Here is an 18,392-nt window from a genome sequence, read left to right as displayed (position 1 = left end):
GGAACTGCGGTGGGGGCAGGACTATTCCGGGGCCCGTTCCGCCGCGGGGACGCCCGCCCGGAGCAGGGAGCGCACGTGCCGGACGGCCCGCTGGGCCTCCGGCGTCCACCAGGCGCCCACGTAGACGTGGAAGGCGCCGGGCTCGTAGAGCAGCCTCCCCGCGTTGCCCGCCCGCGCCAGGTCCCGGGCGAAGGCCAGGGCGTCGGCGGCCAGGATGTCCTTGCCGCCCTGGACCACGTGCACGGGCGGGAGCCCGGCCACGTCCCCGTAGAGCGGGCTGACCAGCGGGTCGGTGAGCTCGCGGTCCCGCGCCCAGGCCGCGGCCATGGGCACCACCTCGTCGGTGCTCAGCATGGGGTCGTGCGGGTCGATCTCCCGCACGGCCGGGTGCGTGGCGGAGACGTCCACCGCCGGGGAGAAGCCCACCACGTGGTCGGGCATCCGCTGCCCGGCGTCCCGCAGGCGCATGGCCAGCCCGATCGCCAGGCACCCGCCGGCGGAGTCCCCCGCGACCACGATCCGCTCCGCGGCGGGCCGGGCCACGAGGTCGGCCCAGGCCGCGGCGAGGAACGCGTAGCCCTCGTCCACGTGGCCCTCCGGGGCCAGCCGGTACAGCGGGACCGTGACCGTGGTCCCGGTGTCCTTGACGAGCTCCCGGACGATCCACCAGTGCGCGGGCAGCAGCGGGTTCACGAAGGCCCCGCCGTGCAGGTAGATCAGGTGGGATCCGTCCGCCCCGGCGCGCGGGGTCAGGCGCAGCACCGGCCGGCCGGCCACCTCGGTGCGCTCCACGGCGTGCGAGCGCCGCAGACCGCCCGGGATCCTGGCCGGCTCCGGATACCGCCGCCCGTGCAGCCGCTCCACCGGGGTCCAGGGCTGCAGGCGCGTCCGCAGGCGGACCGCCTGCGACGTCAGGGCCATGCTGAGGCTCATCCGGGCTCTCCTCCTCGGTCGGGGCTCAGACGAGCTGCAGGGTCGTGAGACAGGTCGGGCTGTCCGGGGAGGTGGCGAAGGCCTCGACCGCGCTGCCCCGCTCCGAGCCGATCTCGAGCGTGCCGGTGATGTCCTTGGGCAGCCAGAAGCCCACGAACCCGTTCTCGTAGCTGGTCACGGATTCGTCGACGAGCACGGCTCCGGAGTCGTCGGTGATCCGCACGTCGAAGTCCTCCCCCACGAGCTCGCCCTGGCATCCGGAGAGGCTGTGGGAGAAGCACTCGTGGGTCGTGGTGGTCCAGGGGGCGACCGCGAGGTAGAAGCGGTCCTCCGGCATGGGCAGTGAGGTCTCGGCCGTGCCGTCGCTGAGGACCACCTCGTCGTAGCCCACGGAGCCGGCGAGCCCGGCGTCGCGGTCCTCGTGGGTGCGATCGAGCCGGTCGACGACCTCCTGCGTGCTCGCGCCCTCGAGACCGTGCTCCTGGAGCAGGGCGTCCGGCCCGGAGCTCCCACCGGCGCAGCCGGGTACGAGGAGCAGGACGGCGGCGGCCACGGACAGCACAGCGGTTCTCATGGGTCCAGGATATCGGGGGAGGTCGACGGCGCCCGCCCCGGGCCGGTGTCCCGGGCGCCGGGGCACGCCCGGCCGAGATGTGCACGGCGGACCGGTCACAGAGCCGGCGCCGGCGGCTAGAGTGGATGTCCAGTGGTCTCAGGGTTCGGGAGGATCCGCCATGCAGAACACCCAGAACAACGACGTCTCCGGGTACGTGCTCCTGATCGCCGGGGCGGTCGTCCTGTCCGTGGTCTCGTTCGTCCTCAGCAACCTGCGCACGATCCTGCTCGTGGTCCTGGTCCTGGCCGCCCTGTACCTGCTCGGCGTGCTCCTGCGACGGCTCGTCCGTTCCCTGCGCGAGCGCGCGGCCGCCCGGTGCCGGAGCCTGCGGCGGGCGGGCCGTCGGACGGGCGGACGGGTGGACGCGAAGACCGCGGAGCAGGCCCGGCGGACCGCCGCCGAGGACATGCGCACCGCCTGGATCCAGTGGCAGCTCGGCGTGGTGCCGCCCCAGCAGCGCCACGCCAACGCGTCCTTCGTCGCCGCCCGGCTGGCCGAGACGCCGCGGGCCGACTGGGACGCGCCCCGGCTCCGGCGGCACGGGCAGGCCCTGTGGTCCGTCCGGGAGGCCGCCGGCCGGACCCCCCTGCACGGGGAGGTCGAGGCCCGCCTGGACCGGGTCGCGGCCATGATCTCCGAGCTGACCGACGGGGACTTCGACACCCACCGGGGCCAGACCGACGACCGCTACCTGTACCACGAGGACCACGCGGTCCGGACCGCCTACCTGGCGGGAGGGTCCCAGGGCGTGGAGACCATCATGGGCACCATCACCGCGGTCCGCGCCCGGGCCCGCCAGGACGCCGCCGTGCAGGAGGCCGCGGACTCCCTGGCACGGGAGCGCAACGCCGCGCTGCACGCCCTGCGGGAGACCCGCCGGCCGGTCCGGGCGCGGAGCGCCCACGCGGACTGGGAGGCGCAGGCCGCGCGGATCGGCCGCTGACCCAGGGGCCGGGCGGGGGCGCTCGGCCGACGATCGGGCGCATCCCCTCGCAGCAGCGGCGGCAGACCTCCGCCGGGTCCTCCACCGCATCCACGACGGCACCGGTCCCATCGGGACCGGTGCCGTCGTGGCGGCAGCGGATCAGTCTCCCCCGGTCCCGCTTCCCTCCTCGTAGGTCAGCCCGTGGCCGAAGGGGAACAGTTCGCCGTCGGTGGTCTCCGCGTAGCCGGGCAGGTCGCTGTACTGCTCCTCGATCGCCTCCCGGGTGCCCGCCAGGGCGAAGGGCATCCGGCCCTGCGGGGCGACCTTCCCGGACAGGACGTCGAGCAGGGCCGTGTCGGTCATCCCGAACCCGGCGACGATCGCCCCGGCGTCGCGCAGCCCGCTCGCCTCGTCGAGGACGAACGGCTGGCGGAAGTAGACGTGGAGCACCACCTTGGACGGGTCGTCGACCTCGTCCATGACCTGCTGGATGGTGTCCAGGGAGGGGGTGATCTCCCAGGACTCGGAGGCCGCCATGGAGGTGAAGTCCAGGCTGGAGGCCTCCCAGGGGAAGGATCCGCCGAAGCGCAGACCGCTGTCGGTGCACTCCTCGGCGCTCTGGGCCACGCAGGCGTCGGCGGCACCGTACGGGCTCTGCCCGTCGAGGCCCTCGGTGCCCGGCAGGACGATGGGATTGGTGTGCTCCTCATTGAGCCCGGTGGCGGGGTCGTCGCTGGCGTAGGCCCCGGTGTTGGCGTTCTGCGCGGTCACCGAGATCAGCACGTGGTCGCTGCCCTCAGCGCTGGGGCGGTCGGCAGGATCCTCGGTGTTGCCGTCGGTCACCTGGTAGCCGTAGCTCTCGACCGTCTCCTGCGTGAAGTCCCCGAGGATGTAGACATCGGACCCGTCCTGCAGCGGCAGCGCCTTGCCGCCTGCGGGGGTGTCCTGGTTCTGCAGCAGCACGGCCGACTTGCGCTGGACGTCCAGCGCGGTCTCGCGGTGGGAATCGTTGCCGACGACGTCTCCGGCCGCCGCCGCGTCCACGTAGGGGTTCTCGAACAGGCCCATCCGGAACAGCGGCTCGACGAGCCGCTCGGCGGCCTCGGTCACGCGCTCCTCGGTGACCAGTCCGCTGTCGACCAGGTCGGTGATGGTGGCCACGTCGTGGAAGCCGGACAGGGTGTCGGTGCCGCCGTTGACGGCCGCGGCGACGCGCTCCGGGACGGTGCTCTCCTCGAGGCCCCAGGCGCGGTCGTTGATGATGCCGGTGTCGGAGTTCACGTAGCCGGCGAAGCCGAGCTCCTCGCGCAGCAGGTCGTTGACGATCTGGTCGGAGAATGCCATCCCGGTCTGGTCGTAGGTCACGCCGTCGTGGGTCACGCCCATCGGTACGCCGTAGTACGGCATGATCGAGGACACCCCGGCGTCGATCGCGGCCTCGAAGGGCTTGAGGTGGTAGCCGAAGGCGTCACCGGGGTAGACCTGGGTCTTGCCGAAGGAGTAGTGCGGGTCCAGGCCCAACTCCTGCGGGCCGCCGCCCGGGAAGTGCTTCATGGTCAGGGCGACCGAGGTGTCCGGACTCAGTGACACCCCGTCCTCGCCGGCCGGGCCCTGCAGGCTCTCCACCAGACTGCCCATGATGTTCGCGCCGAGGTCGGCGTCCTCGGTGAACGTCTCGTGCGCTCGGTACCAGCGCGGCTCGGTCGAGAGGTCGGCCATGTAGCCGTACATCCCGCGCAGCCCGATCGAGGCCCACTCCGCGCCCATCACCTCGGCGAAGTCCTCCACCACGGACATGTCGCCGATGGTCGGGTCCTCCCCGGTCCTGTGGGCCTGCTCGCCCAGGGCGGCGGCGGCGATGCCGGCTTCCTTGGGGAAAGCGGTGAAAGCGCCGGCGGACTCGTTGATGCCGGCGCGGGCGTCCGGGTCGATGTGGTTGCGCGCGTTGGACTTGTAGAGCATCGGGATGCCCAGGCGCGTGGCCTCTCCCAGCTCCTGGACCGTGTTCATGTAGCCCGCGGCCTCTCCGGGGGTGAGGCTCGTGCTGGCGCGGAAGCCGCTGCCGGGCTCGCCGCAGACCGCCCGATCCTCGCTGGTGACGGTGTTGCGCAGGATGAACCGGTGCATGTGCTGCGTGTTGATGTAGTCGTCGGCCGCCGGGCCGAGCACGCCCCGTGTGCCGGTTCCCTGGTCGCACTCGGCGTTGAGGGTGTCGACCAGCATCAGGCCGGCCTTCTCCTCCAGCGTCATCTGCGCGACCAGGTCGTCCACGCGCTGGGCGACCGGCAGCCGCCAGTCCTCGTACGGATCCAGCCTCCCGTTGGCGTTGAGGTCCTTGAAAGCCCGGCCCCTGACCTCGATCATGTCCTTCACCCGGGCCTGGAGCTCTGGCGGCTTTCCGTGGTTGCCCTGGTTGCTCCCCTTGTCCGCACTGCCGCCGGCATGCTCCGGGGGCGCGGCGACGGCGCCGGGACCGAGGGCGAGGGACAGGGGGACGGCGACGACGGCCAGGGCGAGGGTCCGGGTGCGCCGGTGCTGCGACGATCGATGCATGGTGGTGACTTTCTTTCGAGCCTCCGCCAAGGACGGGTCACCGGGGTGAGCCACCGCGGTCGTAGGCGATTGAGCGAATGCCCCATAGTGATCCGCGTCACTGTGGAGCCTCAATGAGTTGCCGCCGGTTGCACCTGGCGGTATTCGGGCACCGGGCACGGCCCCTGCGGGTCCACCCGGCACGATGACGGCTCCGGGAAAGGCATGCGCCTTTCCCGGAGCCGGGCCTTGATTCTCGCGGCCTGCCGCCTACTCCAGGAGACCCACGGCCCCCGGCAGCCACAGGCTCAGCTGGGGCACGAAGGTGACGACCAGTAGCACGATCGCCAGGGCCAGGAAGAACGGCACAAGCGCTTTGATCACCGGTTCCACGCGTAGCCCAGCCACCCGGGCGCCGACGAAGAGGACGTTGCCGACCGGCGGGGTGATGGTGCCCAGGGAGAGGGCGAACACGATGATCAGCCCAAAGTGGATCGGGTCGATGCCGAAGCTCACGACGACCGGCAGGAAGATCGGGGTGAAGATCAGGATCGCCGGGGTGGGGTCCAGGAAGGTGCCCACGGCGAGCAGCACGAGCAGGATCATGAGCAGGATCAGGGTCGGGGACTCCGTGACTCCCAGCAGCCCGTCGGAGATCAGTTGCGGGATCCGCGAGTAGGACATGACCCAGGCCATGATCGTGGACACGCCCACGAGCAGCATCACGATCGCGGTGGTGCGGGTCGCGTTGAGCAGGATCCCCGGCAGCTGGCGGAGCGAGATCTGCCGGTAGGCCAGGCCCAGCACGAAGCTGTAGAGCACGGCGATCACGGCCGACTCGGTCGGGGTGAAGACGCCCGTCAGGATGCCGCCGATCACGATGACGATCATCAGCAGCGGCAGGACGGCCTTCAGCAGCGTGCGCACGGCCACGCCGAGGGGGACCCGCTGGGTCCTCCCGGCGCCGGGATGGCGGCGGGAGTACAGGAGCACTACGACGATGCAGGCGAGTGCCCACAGCAGGCCCGGGCCGTAGCCGGCCATGAACAGGGCCGCGATCGAGGTGGAGGACACCAGCGAGTAGACGATGAGGGTGTTGGACGGCGGAATGAGCATCCCGGCGGGCGCCGAGGCGACGTTGACGGCGGCGGAGTATGACCGGGTGTAGCCCTCCTCGCGCTGGCGCGGACCCATGACGGTTCCGATGGCCGCGGCGGAGGCCACGGCGGCTCCGGAGACGGAGCCGAAGAGCGCGTTGGCCACCACGTTGGTCTGGGCGAGCGAGCCGGGCATCCGGCCCGCGAGCACCTTGGCGGCGTCGATGAGACGGGCCGCGATGCCGCCGGTGTTCATCAGCTCCCCGGCGAGGATGAAGAAGGGGATGGCCAGCAGCGTGAAGGAGTTGATGCCGGTGAACAGCCGCTGGGCGCCCACGAAGGACGCGGGTTCGGGGCCGATGACCACGGCCAGGGCGATGAACGACGAGAACCCGACGGCCACGGCGATCGGCACGGCCAGGGCCAGGAGGACGACGATGCCGACCAGGAGGATGATGCCGGCGATGATGGCGGGATCCACGGGACCTCACCGTCCTTTCTGGGTGTCGTCGTCGGGATCCGAGGACCCGTCGAGGCGGGGATCGAGGCGGGGATCGAGGCGGGTCTCGGTGATCCGCGGGTCCTGGGAGGCGATCAGTGGCATGGAGCTGGTGTGCCGGCCGATCTCCTCGTCCTCGTTGATCGGCAGGCCGGCCTCGCGGCCCACGGCGATCTTGCGGAGGTGGTGGAGCGCGTAGAACGTGATCAGCGCGCCGGAGACGGGCAAAGCCAGGTACATCTGCCCAACGTTCACCGGCAGGCCGGAGACGTTCTGGGCCCAGGTCAGGCCGACGCCGCGCAGCCCGCCCCAGATGAGCACGATCAGCGCGAAGGCGAGAACGACGAGCATGGTGAAGGCCCCGACCGCTTTCTGGGCCCGTCCACCGGTCTTGCGCGCCAGGAAGTCCACGGCGATGTGGCCGCGCTCCGAGAACACGTACGCCGCGCCGAACAGCGACAGCCACACGAACAGGTACTGGGCCGTCGTGGAGGTCCACGTGCTGGGGTCGCCGATCACCTGGCGGGTGAAGACCTGCCAGGTGACCACGAGCACGAGCGCCGTGAACAGGGCGATGCACAGCCCTGCGAGCAGCTGGTCCAGGACGTTCTTGATCGCGCTCATTGCTGGGCCGCCTCTCGGACGTCGTCGTAGAGCTTCCGGGCGTCGTCGGTCTCGAGGTACTTGTCGACCACCGGGGCAAGGGCCGCGTCGAACGCGGCCTCGTCCACTGCGGTGAACACGGTCCCGGACTCCTCGGCCGCCTCGATGGCGGCGATTGTCTCGGTCGTCCACAGCTCGGCGTGCTGCTCGGAGGTGGTGACCCACTCCTCCTCGAAGACCGCGCGGTCCTCGGGGGACATGCCCTCGAGCACGTCGGTGTTCATCACCACGTAGTCGAGGCCGACGAGGTGCTCGGTCAGCGCCATGTGCTCGGCCACCTCGTTGTGCTTCTGGGACAGGTAGGAGATCTCGTTGTTCTCCGCGCCGTCGAGCACCCCGGACTGCAGGGCCGTGTAGACCTCGCCGTACGCCATGGGCGTGGCGGAGCCGCCCATCGCCTCGATCATGTCGATGTGGATGTCGGATTCCTGGACGCGGATCTTCTTGCCGTTGAGGTCCTCGGGACGCTCGACCGGGCCCTCGGCGGTGTAGACGTTGCGCGCGCCCTGGGTCAGCCCGCCGAGGACGGTGAGCGTGGTGCTCTCCTCCAAGGAGGTGAACAGCTCGCCCACGATCGCGTCGTCATTGATCACGTCGAGCTGGTGCTCGATGTCGTCGAAGACCGTGGGCAGGTTCAAGGTCCGGAAGTCGGCGTTGAGGTTCTCCAGCTGCGTGCCGGACGCGACGGCCATGTCCACGGCGCCGTCGCCGACCAGCTGGACGACCTCCTGTTGGGCCCCGAGCGTCTCGTTGGCGTACACCTCTACGTCCCAGCGCCCGTCGGTGCGATCCGCGAGCCGGTCGCCGAACGCGGTCAGGGCGATGTAGGAGGGGTGGGACTCGGTCTGGTTCAGCGACAGCACGAGGGTCCTGCCGTCGCCGTCCGCCCCCGGGGCTCCCGTGCAGCCCGTGAGCAGCAGGGTGCCGGTGGCCAGGAGCACGAGGCGTGGTACCGATGGTCGGACGGGCGGCATGGGGGTCCTTCTTCTGGTCGACGTGGCCTGGACGGATCACCGTGCGGCGGCGGGCCGGAAGACCTTCGCACCGTCGCAGGAACCGTGTCCCCCAGTGTGAGATCGGACTCATCCGGGCGTCAGCGGGTTGCTCCTTGTTGCCACGGCGTTGCCCCCGCGTCGCTGCTGCGTTGCCACGGCCGGTCTCCCTCAGGACCCCGATGACTATGATCGGGGGACAGCGGGAGGGTCCGGGCTGACGAGGGGTGGCGATGGCGGTGGACACCGGTCAGGAGCGGGCACCGCGCAGCCCGCGCCCCACCATCTACGACGTCGCCCGCGCCGCGGGGGTGGCCCCGTCCACCGTCTCCCGGACGTTCGCCCGCCCCGGCCGCGTGTCCTTCGAGACGGCGCAGCGGGTCCGGCTCGCGGCCGAGGAGCTGGGCTACCGCTCCACGTCCGTGTCCCGGTCGGGCACGGAGCAGGACCGGCGCACGAACATGATCGCCGTGGTGGTCTCGGACATCTCCAACCCCGCGTACTTCGAGCTCATCCGCGGGGCCGAGGAGGCCGCCGCCGAGGCCGGGTACATCGTCCTGCTGGCACACACCCACGAGTCCGACCGCAAGGAGCGTCAGGCGCTGGAGCGGACTCTGCCCCTGGTGGACGGCGTCCTGCTCACCAGCTCGCGGATGTCGGACTCGGCGATTCGCATGATGGCCAAGCAGAAGCCCACGATCGTGGTGAACCGGGCGGTCAACGGTGTCGCCTGTGTGGTCCCGGACAACCCGCGGGGCATGCGCCGCGCCGCCGAGCATCTGGCCGCTGCGGGGCACCGCTCGATCCTCTACGTGGCCGGTCCGGAGGCCTCGTGGACGGACGGCACGCGGTGGCGGGCGCTGCGCGAGTCCGCCCTGGAGCTGGAGCTGAGGGTGCACCGGCTGGGCCCCTTCGAACCGACCACGGAGGGAGGCCGGCAGGCAGCGGCCCGCTGGCTCGAGCACCGCGTCCCTGCGGTGGTCCTCTACAACGACCTCATGGCGATGGGCTTCCTGCGGGAGCTACGCCGGCACGGGGTGCGGGTCCCGGAGGACGTGGCCGTGGTCGGCTTCGACAACATCCAGGGCCTCGACTTCATCAGCCCCTCGCTGACCTCCGTGGCGGCGCCGATGCAGGCCCTGGGCGCGACCGCGGTGAACAACCTCCTGGCCATGACGCGCGGGGCCTCCCCCACCTCGAGCCGGCCCATGGTGCTGCCGACCCGTCTGGTGGTGCGAGAGTCCTCGGCCGCGTCACCAGCAACAGACGGCAACTCGTTGTCCTGACCCCTGCGGCGGGACTGTCATGGAAGCATGTCAGCGTCGATAGCAGCCCATCCCGACCGCCTCCTGCCGGCGGACCCGGGCACCCGGTCCATCGCCCGGGGCCTCCTCGCCCTGGTCGAGGACCTCCCGATCGTCTCCCCGCACGGCCACGTGGACGCGCGGATCCTCGCCGAGGACACGCCCTTCCCGGATCCCACCGGGATGCTGATCAGCCCCGACCACTACGTCACCCGTCTGCTGCACGCCAACGGCGTGGCCCTGGCCGACCTCGGCGTGGGCGGATCCCCCGCGGATCCGCGGGAGGCCTGGCGGCTCTTCTGCCGCCACTGGGACCTTTTCGACGGCACGGCCTCGGGGTACTGGCTGCGCTCGGAGTTCGTCGACGTGTTCGGCATCGACGACGCCCTGATCGGCGAGGAGCACGCGGACGAGCTCTACGACCGGCTCCAGGCTCTCGTCGAGCAGCCGGAGTTCCGGCCGCGGGCGCTGTTCGAGCGCTTCGGCCTCGAGGTCATGGCCACCACCGACGACCCGCTGGACGACCTCGCCGCGCACGCCCGCCTGGCCGCGGACGAGACGTTCGCCGGGCGGGTGCTGCCGACCTTCCGCCCCGACGCCTACGTGAAGTTCTCCGGGGCCGGCTTCGCCGAAAAGGCACGGCGGCTGGTCGACACCGCCGGGGACGGGGTGGGCGGCTACGAGGGGTACCTGCGCGCCCTGCAGAACCGGCGCGCACACTTCCTCGCCCACGGTGCGGTGTCCACCGACCACGGCACGCTCACCGCCCGGACGCTACGGATGGACGCCGGCGAGGCCGGACGCCTGTTCGAGAAGGGCCTGCGCGGGGAGGCCACCCCGGCGGAGGCCGAGGCGTTCGAGGCGAACATGACCTACCAGTTCGCCCGGATGGCCGTCGACGACGGGCTCGTCATGACGCTGCACCCGGGCGTCCACCGCAACCACTCCCCGGAGACGTTCGCCCGGCACGGCGCCGACACCGGCCACGACATCCCGTTCGCCATGGAGTACACCCGGGCCCTGCAGCCGCTGCTCGCGGACTTCGGCACGGCCGAGAACTTCCACCTCGTGCTCTTCACCATCGACGAGACCGTCTTCTCCCGCGAGATCGCCCCGCTGGCCGGCTTCTACCCCTCGGTGTACGTGGGCGCGCCGTGGTGGTTCATCGACGAGCCCGACGCCATGCTCCGCTTCCGCTCCGCCGTCACAGGCACCGCGGGCTTCTCCCGGTCCTCCGGGTTCATCGACGACACCCGCGCGTTCTGCTCCATCCCCGCCCGCCACGACGCCTCCCGCCGGACCGAGGCATCCTTCCTCGCCCGGCTCGTGGCTGAGCACCGGATCTCGGCGGAACGGGCCGCCGAGATCATCGTCGACGTCGTCGACACCGCACCCCGAAGGGCCTTCAAGCTGTGAGCACCCCCCTGAACCGCGCCGACCTGAACCTGCCCAGGCCCCCGGTGCGCCTCGTCCACCTGGGTCTGGGCGCCTTCTTCCGCGCCCACCAGGCCTGGTACACCCAGCACGCGGAGGCGGACCCCGCCGACCCGCAGTGGGGCTACGCCGCCTTCACCGGGCGCAGCCCCGCGGTGGCCGAGCTGCTGGAGTCGCAGGACGGGCTCTACACGCTCGTGGAGCGGGCCGGCGACGGCGACCGCTACGAGGTGATCGGCTCGGTCGCCGAAGCCCGCCCCGCCGACGACGTCGATCGGCTCCGCGAGCTGCTCGCCGCCCCCGGCACCGCCGCCGTGACCATCACGGTCACCGAGGCCGCCTACCATCTGGGCCCGGGACTGTCCTTCGACCCGTCCGTGCCCGCGGTCGCCGCCGAGCTGGAGCGGCTGCGCACCGGTTCCGGTGCCCCGGCCACGATGGCGGGCCGGCTCGTCGCCGGCCTCGTCGCGCGCCGTCGCGCCGGTGCAGGGCCGATCGCCGTGGTGCCGTGCGACAACCTCGCCGCCAACGGCACCGCCGCCCGCCACGCCGTGCAGGGCCTGGCGGCCGCCGTGGACCCCGGGCTGGGCCGCTGGGTCGAGGAGCACGTGTCCTTCGTGTCCACCTCGGTCGACCGGATCACCCCGCGCGCCGAGGAGGAGCTGAGCGGAACCGTGGCCCGCGAGACGGGCCGGGCCGACCGCTCCCCCGTGGTCACGGAGCCGTTCCGCAGCTGGGTGCTCTCCGGGGACTTCCCGGCCGGGCGACCCGACTGGGAGCGCGCCGGGGCGGTGTTCGTCGACGAGATCGAGCCGTTCGAGAACCGGAAACTGTGGCTGCTCAACGGCGCCCACTCCCTGCTGGCCTACGCCGGGCAGCTGCGCGGGCACGCCACCGTGGCGGAGGCCCTCGCCGACCCGGCCTGCCGGAGCTGGATCGAGGAGTTCTGGGACGAGGCGTGCGCCCACCTCACCGCACCGGGCCTGGATCTGCCCGGTTATCGGACGGCTCTGCTCGAGCGCTTCACCAATCCGCGGATCGCCCACCACCTGGCTCAGATCGGGATCGACGGCTCCGCCAAATTGCAGATGCGCGCCGTGCCGGTGCTCACCGCCGAACGGACCGCGGGCCGGGACGGCGAGGCCGCCGCCCGGATGATCGCCGCCTGGACCGCCTTCCTCGACGGGCGGACGGAGGTGCAGGACACCGCCGCCGAGCAGGTCCTGGCCGCCAACGCCGCCCCGGACCGCGTCCGTGCGCTCCTGGACCTCCTGGATCCGGAGCTCGCCGCTCAGGACGACGTCGTCGCCCGTGTCAGCCGGCTCGCCGCCGAGCTCGCCGCCGCGCCCCACTGACCTGCGCCCACAGCACCCGTGGCCGGCCGACCCGGAGCCACTCACCACCCTCCCCACGAAAGGAACACCATGAAGATCACCGAGGCGAAGGTCATCGTCACCAGCCCCACCCGCAACTTCGTGACCCTGAAGATCACGACCGACGAGGGAATCACCGGCATCGGGGACGCCACGCTCAACGGCCGTGAGCTGGCCGTCGCCACGTACCTCTCGGACCACCTCGTGCCGCTGCTGATCGGCCGGGATCCGGCGAACATCGAGGACACCTGGCAGTTCCTCTACCGCTCCGGCTACTGGCGCCGCGGCCCGGTCACCATGGCCGCCATCGCCGCGGTGGACATGGCCCTGTGGGACATCAAGGGCAAGGTCGCCGGACTGCCCGTCTACCAGCTGCTCGGTGGGGCCTCCCGCCGCGGTCTGGCCACCTACGGGCACGCCTCGGGCCGGGATCTCGAGGAGATCTTCGACTCGATCCGCTCCGAGCAAGAGCACGGATACACCGCCATCCGCGTGCAGTCCTCGGTGCCAGGCATCACCGCCCTGTACGGCGTGGCCTCCCAGCCGCAGGCCTCCGGCGAGCGCTACGACTACGAGCCGGCCCAGCGCTCGGCCCTGCCGGCCGAGGAGGACTGGGACACCCGCGCCTACATGCGCCACATCCCCACCGTCTTCGAGGGCGTGCGCAACGAGTTCGGCCCCGAGATGATGCTCCTGCACGACGGCCACCACCGGATGACGCCGCTCCAGGCCGCCCAGCTCGGCAAGTCCCTCGAGCCCTACGACCTGTTCTGGCTCGAGGACTGCACCCCGGCCGAGAACCAGGAGGCCCTGCGCCTGGTCCGCCGGCACACCACCACCCCCCTGGCCATCGGCGAGGTGTTCAACACCGTGTGGGACATCAAGGACCTCATCCAGGAGCAGCTCATCGACTACGTCCGGTGTGCCTCCACCCACTTCGGCGGCATCTCGCCGCTGAAGAAGGTCATGGACCTCGCCGCGATGTACCAGATCAAGTCCGGTTTCCACGGACCCACCGACGTCTCCCCGGTGGGCCTGGCCGCGCAGATGCACGTGGGTATGGCGATCCACAACTTCGGTCTCCAGGAGTACATGCCGCACTCCGAGCGGACCAACACCGTGTTCCGGCAGGACATGACCTTCCAGAACGGGCTGCTGCACCCCGGCGACACCCCCGGCCTGGGCGTGGAGATCGACGAGGACGAGGCCGCCAAGTACGACTACGCCAACGCCTACCTGCCGTACAACCGGCTGGCCGACGGCACCGTCCACGACTGGTGAGCGCTCAGGACGGCGCCCGGGCCGGCGCCCCGCTCGTGGTGGTCATGGGCGTCTCCGGGTCCGGCAAGACGACCATCGGCGCCCTGGTGGCCCACGAGGCGGGGATGCCGTTCCTCGACGCCGACAGCCTGCACCCGCTGGCCAACGTCCGGAAGATGGCTGCCGGCACGCCCCTGGAGGAGGCCGACCGCCGGCCGTGGCTGGACAGCGTCGGCGAGAGGCTGCGCGACGCGGACCGGGACGGGACCGGGCTGGTCCTCGCCTGTTCCGCGCTCAGACGAAGCTACCGGGACCGCATCCGCCGCGCGGCGCCCCGGATGGTGTTTCTGCACCTGCACGGGACACCCGACGTGCTGACCGCACGGCTCGAGGGGCGCAGCGAGCACTTCATGCCCGCGTCGCTGCTGACCTCCCAGCTCGAAGCCCTCGAGCCGCTGGGTCCGGACGAGCCCGGCCGCGCTCTCGACATCGGCCGGCCGGTCGAGGACGTGGTCGCCGAAGCCCTCGACGCGCTCCGGGAGAAGGCCGCTGCACGCTCCCGCTGAAGGGGAGCCGTACCATCGCGTGGAACGCCCCGAGGGCCGGCAGGCAACCGGCATGAACAGCTCCTGCCCCCGGGTCGAGGAGGAGCCGGCAGGGTCCTACGCCAGGTGCTCCTGCGGCTCGCCCTGGAACTCCCGCACCTCCACGGGCAGGGTGGTCGCCTGCGCCAGCTTCCGCCCCCACTCGATGGCGGCGTCGTAGTCCGGCGCGGCCACGATGCAGATCCCCCCGGCGTGCTCGTCCTCGCGCTCGTAGGGGCCGTCCGTGGTCACCACGTCGTCGCCGTGGAAGCGCACGACGACGGACGCCTCCGCCCGGTCCAGGCCCCCGGCGAAGACCCACGCCCCGGCCGCCCTGAGCTCCTCGTTGAAGGCGGCGACGTCGCGCATGACCGGTTCGAGGATCTCCGGGGCCGCCGGTCCGCCGTCGGGCTGTTCGATGCTGAGCAGGTAGTGCTTCATGGTGGGCGAGCCTCCCTGGGCGTCGGATGGTCCTCGGAGTCTACGGTCGCGGCGGTCCGCCGAAACAGACCCGGACCTCCACGACCCGACCGTCCCGCCCGGCGATCGCTCCCGTGCCGCGGAAGATCCCCGGTCCGGAGCTCGTGCCCGCACCGGACGGGCACGGGCTCCGCCTCGGGCGCCGGGAGCGGCCGCTCCCGGACCACCCGCCCCGCCGGGGCTCAGCCGTTCTGCGGGACCTGGGCCACGAGCTCGTCGTCGTCGGGCTCCGCCACGGGCGGCAGGGCCCGCACCTGGTCCGCGGACGGGCGCACCGCGCGGTCCGCGGGCTCCAGGCGCACGGGCCGGCCGGTCTCCAGGGACGCGAGCACCGCCTCGTGCACCCGGACGTCCAGCAGCCCCTCCTCGCCGCCGGCCTCGGGGGCGGTGCCGTCGAGGATGCAGTCCGAGAAGTACTCGGTCTGGCCCGCGAACTGCTCCACCGGGTCGTGGGTGCGGGTCTCGGTCCGCCCGTCCCGGGTCACGGTCCAGCCGATCCCCACCTCGGGGCCGAAGCCGAAGCACGGCTGCGCCGCGACCACGCCGCCGGTGCCCACCACCGTGAACTGCTCGGTGGCCTCGCCCGCGTAGCTGATGCTGAACTGCGCCAGCCGCTGCCCGGGGAAGCGCAGCGTCACCGCCACGGTGTCGTCGAAGTTGAACCCGCGCCCCGGGGTCCGCACGCCCATCGCGTGGACCTCCAGGGGCTCGGCTGCGAACAGGTTGCGCACCGCGTTGAGGGGGTAGCTGCCCATGTCCGGGATGGGCCCGCCCCAGAACCCGGAGTGCCCGCGGTGGTTGGCCTCGTCGATGTCCTGGGTGAAGACGGCGGTGAACAGCCGCGGGTCCCCCACGAGCCCCTCGTCCCGGACCTGGGTGAGCAGCTCGAGGGTGCCCGGCTCGTGGTGCAGCCGGTACGCGACCATCAGGCGGGCCCCGCCGCGCTCGGCGGCCTCGACCATCGCCCGGCAGTCCTCGACGGACGTCTCCATCGGCTTCTCCACCAGGACGTGGATGCCCGCCTCCAGCGCCGGCTCGGCGAACTCGCGGTGCCGGAACACCGGCGTGGCCACGTAGACGGCGTCCACGTCGCCGGAGGCCAGCAGCGCCGGGTAGTCCTCGTAGGAGTACGCGGGCACGCCGTGCTCGGCGGCGAGCTCCCGGGCCTTGTCCGGGGTGCCGGTGACCAGGGCGGCCAGCACGGACCTGCCGGCCCGGGCCATGGCGGGCAGGAACGCCTGCTGGGAGATCTGCCCGAGTCCGACCACCGCGTAGCGCACGGGGCCGGTCGGCGAGGGGGTGGTCCGGGGTGACGTCATGGGGGCATCCTTCGGTCGGGGTGGCCGGGGCGGTCGGCAGGGTCCCGGCCAGACTAGCCGCGGGCGGGGCAGCGGCCCAGCACTGGGGGCCGGTCGCCCGACCCTGGGCGCGGGGCCAGCACTCCCGTGGGACCGGCGGGGCCGACGCCCCGGTGGGCGGGGACCGGCGCCGGTCACGCCCGGCCCGTGCGCGGCGCCGCCCCGGACCTGCTGGCCGTCGTGCGGCAGCCCGGCGACCGGACCCGGCGCCCCTGAACCGCCGCGCATGCGCGATCATGGGAGGTCCGGGGGACCGCTGACCCGACCGTCCCCGCCCGTCAGGAGGATCCGTGCCCAAGAGCAAGCCCCGCAAGAAGGCCGCCGCCAAGAAGAAGCAGCAGCGGCGGGAGTTCCACGCCGCGGCCGGCAACCCCGTCGTCGACGTCGACGGCGCTGCGCAGGGGACGTGGGACGACGACGCCCAGGAGCTGCTCGTCGCCCGCGGCTGGGTGGCCTACCGGGACCTGGAGATGGACCAGCTCGGGGACGGCTGGGAGTGGCTGCCGTCGCAGCTGCCCCTCGACGCCGGCGTCGGCGGGGAGCCCGGACCCACCTCCGTGTTCGCCGCGGCCGAGGGCGGCTACGACGTCGAGCTCGCCAGTCCCGGCGGGACCGTGGACCCGGACCGGGCGGGCCACTACGACACCCTCGAGGAGCTCGCCGCGGACCTGGACCGCCTCGAGGCGTGGCGGGTCCCGGTCGGCGAGTACGTCCTGCCCGACGTCCCCAGCTTCTCGGCGGACACCCCCTGGCAGATCTGCCAGCTCTGGGCCGGCGGCATGATCGACCACTGGGAGCTCGCGGCCGACCTCATCCACTTCCCGTACGAGGAGACCGAGGAGGGCTTCGCCGCGGTCGAGCGCGCCCACCGGACCGGGCTGATCCCCGCGCAGCTCTACGCCGCGGTCGTCGCCGGCCGCGCGGCGTAGGGGGTGCCTGCCGCCTTGTCGCCGCTCCGAGCGCAGGCGTAGCGTGGCACCGGACCGTCACCCTGCTGAGGAAGAAGGAACGCCATGAGCGAGACCACCCCGGACCCCGCCGAGAACAAGCCGACCCAGGCCGAGGGGGACGTCCCCGAGGACCAGCACGTGGTGTCGGCCGTCGACCCCGACGACAACAAGCCCTCCCAGGCCGAGGGCGACGCGCCCGAGGACGCCCCGGGCGACGACTGACCGTCCGCACGAGCACGCCGGGCACCCCGACCCCGGGGTGCCCGGCGTCGTCGTGGGGGCGCCCGCCCGGGACCCGGCGGCCGGCCTCCGCGACGCCGGGTCCGGCTCAGCTGCGGCGGTGCGCGCTCCCGCCCGACCGGTGCGGCGCCCCGTCGACGCGCTTCGGCGCCCACCCGGCCAGGCCGAGGAGGTCGGACACCTCCCGGTAGTGGCTCGTGGAGAGGATGCCGAAGCCGGCCTCGACCGCGCGGCGGTAGTAGTGCACGTCCAGGGCGTCGGTGGGCAGGTTCTCGTCGTAGCGGTGCAGCTCGAGCCGCATCGGCACGTTCCAGCCCAGCATCCGCAGGCTCTCCTCCATGTCCGGGACGTAGTGGCCGGCGAACCCGACCACCCGCTCGATGTCGGGCACCTCCCGGCGGACGTCGTCGACCGTGGGCAGGCCGTCCGGGTGGGTCGGGACGAAGTAGACGAGGTCCGGGGCGATCCGGCGGTAGGCGGTCAGCTCGGTCAGGCCGTTGACGCCGACGACCACCTGGCTCTCGGCGCGGTGCGTGCGGACGAGCTCGACGACGTGCTGCGGCGACACGTTCTTGACGTCGAGCCACAGCACCGCGCCGGCCGTCACCGCCCAGTCGAGGAAGTCGGCGGCCTCCCGGACCGGGAACCGGGTGACCTCGCCGTAGTTGTCCACGAGGCGCTGGCTGAGCACGTAGTCGGCCGACTGGTCGCTCACCGGCCCGGCCCCGGTGCTCCCGTGCCCCATGACGGCCTCGTGCAGCACCACGCACCGGCCGTCGACCGTGGTGCGCAGCTCGATCTCGATCATCGTGCGCGCCCGGGTGGCGAGGACGTTCTGGGCGGACTCGAGCGCCGAGCAGGGCCACGACCCGTCGGGGTGGTACCCGGCGCGACGGGCGAGCAGCAGCGGCCCGCTGCGGGACAGGCGGTCGTGGCGGGTGTAGGCGGCCAGGTCGGCCGGCGAGTCGAAGACGATCGAGTGCCCCGCGGCGCGCGGCGGCACGTCGGCGTGCTCGTGCGGGCCCGGGCGGCGGTGGTCGTTCGGCATGGGGACTCCTGGGGGGATGGGAGCGCGGACAGCGGCCGCTGGGGGACGGCCGGTGGACGGGAAGCGGGGGAACCGCCCGTCCTCGTGCCCGGGGCCCCTCGGCC

17 protein-coding genes are annotated in these 18,392 nt (G+C 72.4%); 8 read left to right on the top strand and 9 right to left on the bottom strand.

Features of this window, described 5'->3' with window-relative positions:
- Positions 1–21: 21 nt before the first annotated feature.
- Both ACH9D3_RS11780 and ACH9D3_RS11775 read right to left on the bottom strand, forming a co-directional pair.
- On the bottom strand, positions 22–933 hold the full coding sequence (locus tag ACH9D3_RS11780; RefSeq protein WP_396399433.1) for an alpha/beta hydrolase: 912 nt from the start codon (positions 931–933) through the stop codon (positions 22–24).
- Between the two features lie 25 nt (positions 934–958).
- Positions 959–1,507, bottom strand: coding sequence for a CueP family metal-binding protein (locus tag ACH9D3_RS11775; protein WP_396411058.1), 549 nt, complete (start codon positions 1,505–1,507; stop codon positions 959–961).
- Positions 1,508–1,667: 160 nt separating this feature from the next.
- On the opposite strand from ACH9D3_RS11775, the gene ACH9D3_RS11770 reads away from it, so the two are divergent.
- Positions 1,668–2,492 carry a hypothetical protein gene (locus ACH9D3_RS11770; protein ID WP_396411057.1) on the top strand — a complete coding sequence of 275 codons (825 nt, stop codon included), beginning with the start codon at positions 1,668–1,670 and terminating at the stop codon, positions 2,490–2,492.
- 141 nt (positions 2,493–2,633) lie between these two features.
- On the opposite strand, the gene ACH9D3_RS11765 is transcribed toward ACH9D3_RS11770, so the two are convergent.
- The 4 genes from ACH9D3_RS11765 to ACH9D3_RS11750 form a co-directional block, all read right to left on the bottom strand.
- Positions 2,634–5,027: a glycoside hydrolase family 3 protein gene (locus tag ACH9D3_RS11765; RefSeq protein ID WP_396411056.1), complete on the bottom strand. Its 2,394-nt coding sequence runs from the start codon at positions 5,025–5,027 to the stop codon at positions 2,634–2,636.
- Between the two features lie 249 nt (positions 5,028–5,276).
- Complete coding sequence (locus ACH9D3_RS11760; RefSeq protein ID WP_396411055.1) at positions 5,277–6,584, bottom strand: TRAP transporter large permease subunit; 1,308 nt, start codon at positions 6,582–6,584, stop codon at positions 5,277–5,279.
- A gap of 6 nt (positions 6,585–6,590) precedes the next feature.
- Positions 6,591–7,226: a TRAP transporter small permease subunit gene (locus tag ACH9D3_RS11755; protein WP_396411054.1), complete on the bottom strand. Its 636-nt coding sequence runs from the start codon at positions 7,224–7,226 to the stop codon at positions 6,591–6,593.
- Positions 7,223–8,239 (bottom strand): TRAP transporter substrate-binding protein, encoded by a 1,017-nt coding sequence (locus ACH9D3_RS11750; RefSeq protein WP_396411053.1) that lies wholly within the window; start codon positions 8,237–8,239, stop codon positions 7,223–7,225. Before ACH9D3_RS11750 ends, ACH9D3_RS11755 begins: the two co-directional genes overlap by 4 nt.
- Before the next feature lie 251 nt (positions 8,240–8,490).
- On the opposite strand from ACH9D3_RS11750, the gene ACH9D3_RS11745 reads away from it, so the two are divergent.
- The 5 genes from ACH9D3_RS11745 to ACH9D3_RS11725 all read left to right on the top strand — a co-directional run bounded on the left by ACH9D3_RS11745 (position 8,491) and on the right by ACH9D3_RS11725 (position 14,194).
- Positions 8,491–9,543 (top strand): substrate-binding domain-containing protein, encoded by a 1,053-nt coding sequence (locus ACH9D3_RS11745; protein ID WP_396411052.1) that lies wholly within the window; start codon positions 8,491–8,493, stop codon positions 9,541–9,543.
- Positions 9,544–9,570: 27 nt separating this feature from the next.
- A complete protein-coding gene (gene uxaC / locus ACH9D3_RS11740; protein WP_396411051.1) occupies positions 9,571–10,977 on the top strand; it encodes a glucuronate isomerase in 1,407 nt (468 codons plus the stop codon).
- The gene (locus ACH9D3_RS11735; protein ID WP_396411050.1) at positions 10,974–12,350 is read left to right on the top strand and encodes a mannitol dehydrogenase family protein; all 1,377 of its coding nucleotides are present in this window, start codon (positions 10,974–10,976) and stop codon (positions 12,348–12,350) included. The genes uxaC and ACH9D3_RS11735 overlap by 4 nt, the downstream gene beginning before the upstream one ends.
- 69 nt (positions 12,351–12,419) lie before the next feature.
- Positions 12,420–13,649 (top strand): D-mannonate dehydratase ManD, encoded by a 1,230-nt coding sequence (gene manD, locus ACH9D3_RS11730; protein ID WP_396411049.1) that lies wholly within the window; start codon positions 12,420–12,422, stop codon positions 13,647–13,649.
- On the top strand, positions 13,646–14,194 hold the full coding sequence (locus tag ACH9D3_RS11725) for a gluconokinase, GntK/IdnK-type (protein ID WP_396411048.1): 549 nt from the start codon (positions 13,646–13,648) through the stop codon (positions 14,192–14,194). Before manD ends, ACH9D3_RS11725 begins: the two co-directional genes overlap by 4 nt.
- A gap of 96 nt (positions 14,195–14,290) precedes the next feature.
- On the opposite strand, the gene ACH9D3_RS11720 is transcribed toward ACH9D3_RS11725, so the two are convergent.
- Complete coding sequence (locus tag ACH9D3_RS11720) at positions 14,291–14,653, bottom strand: YciI family protein (protein WP_396411047.1); 363 nt, start codon at positions 14,651–14,653, stop codon at positions 14,291–14,293.
- A 221-nt stretch (positions 14,654–14,874) separates the two neighbouring features.
- The gene (locus ACH9D3_RS11715) at positions 14,875–16,011 is read right to left on the bottom strand and encodes a Gfo/Idh/MocA family protein (RefSeq protein ID WP_396399437.1); all 1,137 of its coding nucleotides are present in this window, start codon (positions 16,009–16,011) and stop codon (positions 14,875–14,877) included.
- 329 nt (positions 16,012–16,340) lie between these two features.
- Here ACH9D3_RS11715 and ACH9D3_RS11710 point away from each other — a divergent pair, with 329 nt between their 5' ends.
- Together ACH9D3_RS11710 and ACH9D3_RS11705 are read left to right on the top strand one after the other, a co-directional pair.
- Entirely contained in the window at positions 16,341–16,979 is a 639-nt protein-coding gene (locus ACH9D3_RS11710; protein ID WP_396411046.1) for a hypothetical protein, read from the top strand.
- Positions 16,980–17,063: 84 nt separating this feature from the next.
- Entirely contained in the window at positions 17,064–17,222 is a 159-nt protein-coding gene (locus ACH9D3_RS11705) for a hypothetical protein (protein ID WP_396399439.1), read from the top strand.
- Between the two features lie 106 nt (positions 17,223–17,328).
- On the opposite strand, the gene ACH9D3_RS11700 is transcribed toward ACH9D3_RS11705, so the two are convergent.
- Complete coding sequence (locus ACH9D3_RS11700; RefSeq protein WP_396411045.1) at positions 17,329–18,288, bottom strand: hypothetical protein; 960 nt, start codon at positions 18,286–18,288, stop codon at positions 17,329–17,331.
- Positions 18,289–18,392 lie beyond the last annotated feature (104 nt).

It is taken from the genome of Kocuria kalidii, from assembly GCF_044462225.1.
In the GTDB taxonomy this organism is placed as follows: Bacteria; Actinomycetota; Actinomycetes; order Actinomycetales; family Micrococcaceae; genus Kocuria; species Kocuria kalidii.
The sequence above is the reverse complement of the archived record's forward strand: the minus strand, read 5'-3'. Positions and strand labels throughout refer to the sequence as shown.

What these genes read in the sequence shown, in the direction of transcription:
- ACH9D3_RS11755 (WP_396411054.1), bottom strand. Translation starts at nt 7,226, where the DNA reads ATGAGCGCGATCAAGAACGTCCTGGACCAGCTGCTCGCAGGGCTGTGC.
- ACH9D3_RS11775 (WP_396411058.1), bottom strand. Translation starts at nt 1,507, where the DNA reads ATGAGAACCGCTGTGCTGTCCGTGGCCGCCGCCGTCCTGCTCCTCGTA.
- ACH9D3_RS11715 (WP_396399437.1), bottom strand. Translation starts at nt 16,011, where the DNA reads ATGACGTCACCCCGGACCACCCCCTCGCCGACCGGCCCCGTGCGCTAC.
- uxaC (WP_396411051.1), top strand. Translation starts at nt 9,571, where the DNA reads ATGTCAGCGTCGATAGCAGCCCATCCCGACCGCCTCCTGCCGGCGGAC.
- ACH9D3_RS11720 (WP_396411047.1), bottom strand. Translation starts at nt 14,653, where the DNA reads ATGAAGCACTACCTGCTCAGCATCGAACAGCCCGACGGCGGACCGGCG.
- manD (WP_396411049.1), top strand. Translation starts at nt 12,420, where the DNA reads ATGAAGATCACCGAGGCGAAGGTCATCGTCACCAGCCCCACCCGCAAC.
- ACH9D3_RS11745 (WP_396411052.1), top strand. Translation starts at nt 8,491, where the DNA reads ATGGCGGTGGACACCGGTCAGGAGCGGGCACCGCGCAGCCCGCGCCCC.
- ACH9D3_RS11700 (WP_396411045.1), bottom strand. Translation starts at nt 18,288, where the DNA reads ATGCCGAACGACCACCGCCGCCCGGGCCCGCACGAGCACGCCGACGTG.
- ACH9D3_RS11750 (WP_396411053.1), bottom strand. Translation starts at nt 8,239, where the DNA reads ATGCCGCCCGTCCGACCATCGGTACCACGCCTCGTGCTCCTGGCCACC.
- ACH9D3_RS11705 (WP_396399439.1), top strand. Translation starts at nt 17,064, where the DNA reads ATGAGCGAGACCACCCCGGACCCCGCCGAGAACAAGCCGACCCAGGCC.
- ACH9D3_RS11770 (WP_396411057.1), top strand. Translation starts at nt 1,668, where the DNA reads ATGCAGAACACCCAGAACAACGACGTCTCCGGGTACGTGCTCCTGATC.
- ACH9D3_RS11780 (WP_396399433.1), bottom strand. Translation starts at nt 933, where the DNA reads ATGAGCCTCAGCATGGCCCTGACGTCGCAGGCGGTCCGCCTGCGGACG.
- ACH9D3_RS11765 (WP_396411056.1), bottom strand. Translation starts at nt 5,027, where the DNA reads ATGCATCGATCGTCGCAGCACCGGCGCACCCGGACCCTCGCCCTGGCC.